This window comes from Streptomyces sp. NPDC004561 (assembly GCF_053602155.1).
Genome location: NZ_JBSGDB010000757.1, coordinates 1 through 2,724 on the forward strand (window position 1 = coordinate 1; position 2,724 = coordinate 2,724).

Consider the following 2,724-nt stretch of genomic DNA (forward strand, 5'->3'; position numbering starts at 1 on the left):
GATGTTCAGCGGCGTGGCGGACGTCTCGCTGCAGACCAGCTTCGTCGTGGACGACACCGCCCTGACGACCGGCTGATCCGTACGACCACGGTCCCGCACCCCGAAGTCCGGGTGCGGGACCGTGTCATGTCAGCCCGTCGGATCCAGCTGCCGCAGCGTGCGCCGGGCCGCTGCCGGAAGGTCTGCCGAGCGGGGGTCAGAACGTGCGCTTGAGCAGGTCGAGGAGCGCCGCCCAGTGCCGCTCGTCGGCCTCCTGGTGGTAGGCGGAGGTGTCCGCCTGCGTGAAGCCGTGCCCGGCGCCCGGGTAGACCTCGCAGGTGTGCCGGACCCCGGCGGCGGTCAGGGCCTCCTCCAGGCGGCGGATCTGCTCCTCGGGCAGGGAGCGGTCCTGGTCGGCGTGCCCGAAGTACACCTCGGCCCTGATCTCGCCCGCGCCCTGGTGCGGGCTGTCGGGCGCGTCGGTCGCCAGCTGGCCGCCGTGGAAGCCGGCCACGGCCGCGACCCGGCCGGCGTGGGTGGCCGCCGTGCGCAGCGCCAGCCGTGCGCCCATGCAGTAGCCGACGAGCGCCACGGGGCCGTCGGTGACCACCGGGCTCTCGGCCATCCAGCCCAGATACGCGTCGGCGTCCCGCCTGGCCTGGTCCGGCGTCAGCGAGGACACGACCGGGCCGAGCCGCTCCCAGAGGGTCGGATCGGCGGCGGGGTCGATGAACTCCGGCAGGTCGACGACGGGAGTGCGGCCGAGGCGGTAGAACACGTTCGGCACCAGGACCGTGTGGCCGGCGGCGGCGAGCCGGTCGGCCATCGACGTCAGCTGCGGGCGGATTCCGTAGGCGTCCTGGTAGAGAAGCACCCCTGGGTGTGGCCGGCCGTCGTCCGGATGGCTCAGGTAGGCGTCGGCGATGCCGTCCGCGGCCCGGATCTCGATGGCTGTTCCCTGTACGGCGGTCATGGGGCTGGGCCTCCAAGGTTCGGTGGCGAGGGGGTGTCCCGCGGTACTGCGTTCAACCACATGCTGCCACGCAAGATCCGGACCGGCCGACCCACCGGCCCGCTCACTCGAACCGTGAGGTGTCCCCGGCCCCCCGCCGGACGATCTCCGCCTCGCCGCCGGAGAAGTCGACCACCGTCGTGGGCTCGGTGCCGCAGTCGCCGGAGTCGACCACCGCGTCCACCGTGTGGTCGAGCCGGTCCTTGATCTCCCAGCCCTGGGTCAGCGGCTCCTCCTCGTCCGGCAGCAGCAGGGTGCTGGACAGCAGCGGCTCGCCCAGCTCCGCCAGCAGCGCCTGGGTGACCACATGGTCCGGGATGCGCACACCCACGGTCTTCTTCTTCGGGTGCAGCAGCTTGCGCGGCACCTCGCGGGTGGCGGGGAGGATGAAGGTGTAGCTGCCGGGTGTCGACGCCTTCACGGCCCGGAACACGTCGTTGTCCACCCGTACGAACTGGCCGAGCTGCGCGAAGTCCCGGCACATCAGAGTGAAGTGGTGCCGGTCGTCCAGATGGCGGATGGAACGGATCCGCTCCATGCCGTCGCGGCTGCCGAGCCGGCAGCCCAGCGCGTAGCAGGAGTCGGTCGGGTATGCGATGAGCGCACCCGAGCGCACCGCGTCGGCGATCTGGCCGATGCTGCGCGGCTGCGGGTTCTCGGGGTGCACGTCGAAGTACTTCGCCATCCGGCGAGCTTATGCCGTACCCGGGTGCGGCACGCACAGCGCCCGTGGTCTGTCGCAGGGAAACTCATGAGGTGCTGGCTGTGCGACGCTGCTACGACCTCTTACCGACCGACGGTGACCTGCCCGGACCCGGCCAGTCCTGCCTGCTGGAGCACCGGCCCGACGGCACCGGCACTGACGGGCCGGATCCGCCCCACCGCCCGCCGCGCCCGTTCGGACGGCGTGCCAACCCCGCCGCATTTATGCGTACGTCGTGGAATCCGGGGCAGCCGACCGGTGAGCCGCCCGGGCATTCCCCCGCCCCGGGCGTGGCGTCTCCGCCGGTGGCCCACCCCCCCCAGGGTCGCCGGCGGAGCCATGTCCAGGCGTGCGGGACGCCGTGGAGGACGGGGTCGCGGGCTGTCGGGTAACGTCCGGGTGCGAACATCAAGGTCGACTTGACGACAAGGAGAGGGGAACGTGGCCGGCCGATCGGACGAGGGCCCGGCGTCCTGGCAGCCGTACGGCACCGACGACGACTGGGCGCGGGAACTGCTCGCCCAACTGCGGCCCGCCGCACGTGACCTGCGCCGGCTCGTGGCCTGGCTCGCCCGGAGCACACGCGCGTCGGTGTGTCTGCAGGATGCCCGCGGCGCGCTCCTCGCCGGAGAGCGGCTGCCGCTCGACGCGGCGGTGGTCGCCGACGTCGCCGCCGGCCGGGTCTCCGCCGCGGCCCTAGAGGACGGTGTCCGGCACGTCCGTCTGGTCGGAATACGGCAACCGGGGCCGGACACGGCCGCGCGGGCCGTACTGGCCGTCGCCCGCCCGGTCCCCTTCGACCGGCACACCGCCGAGATCCTGGGCCACACCGCGGGAGTGCTCGAACTGCTCCTGCGCGAGCGGGAGCTGGCCGACGCCGGCCACCGGCTGCGGCGCGCCACGGCCGATCTGCGGCTGGCGATCCTGCAACTGCTCATGGTGGAGGACACCGTCTCCGCCCATCAGGCGCCGCCCGGCGAGGGCGAGGGCGTCCCTGCGCATCGTCAGGTACCCGGCGAAGAACACCACG

General features: G+C 72.9%; 2 protein-coding genes and 1 pseudogene. 1 reads left to right on the forward strand and 2 read right to left on the reverse strand.

Annotated elements, in window-relative coordinates:
• Positions 1–196: 196 nt before the first annotated feature.
• Complete coding sequence (locus ACWEN3_RS44790) at positions 197–952, reverse strand: dienelactone hydrolase family protein (RefSeq protein ID WP_452983980.1); 756 nt, start codon at positions 950–952, stop codon at positions 197–199.
• Between the two features lie 103 nt (positions 953–1,055).
• Positions 1,056–1,676: an L-threonylcarbamoyladenylate synthase gene (locus ACWEN3_RS44795; RefSeq protein ID WP_452983982.1), complete on the reverse strand. Its 621-nt coding sequence runs from the start codon at positions 1,674–1,676 to the stop codon at positions 1,056–1,058.
• 459 nt (positions 1,677–2,135) lie between these two features.
• On the opposite strand from ACWEN3_RS44795, the pseudogene ACWEN3_RS44800 reads away from it, so the two are divergent.
• A pseudogene (locus tag ACWEN3_RS44800) lies at positions 2,136–2,724 on the forward strand (PucR family transcriptional regulator); the annotation flags it as partial.

Bases quoted from the DNA above. Each gene is read 5' to 3' on its own strand.
- ACWEN3_RS44790 (WP_452983980.1), bottom strand. From the start codon at position 952: ATGACCGCCGTACAGGGAACAGCCATCGAGATCCGGGCCGCGGACGGC.
- ACWEN3_RS44795 (WP_452983982.1), bottom strand. From the start codon at position 1,676: ATGGCGAAGTACTTCGACGTGCACCCCGAGAACCCGCAGCCGCGCAGC.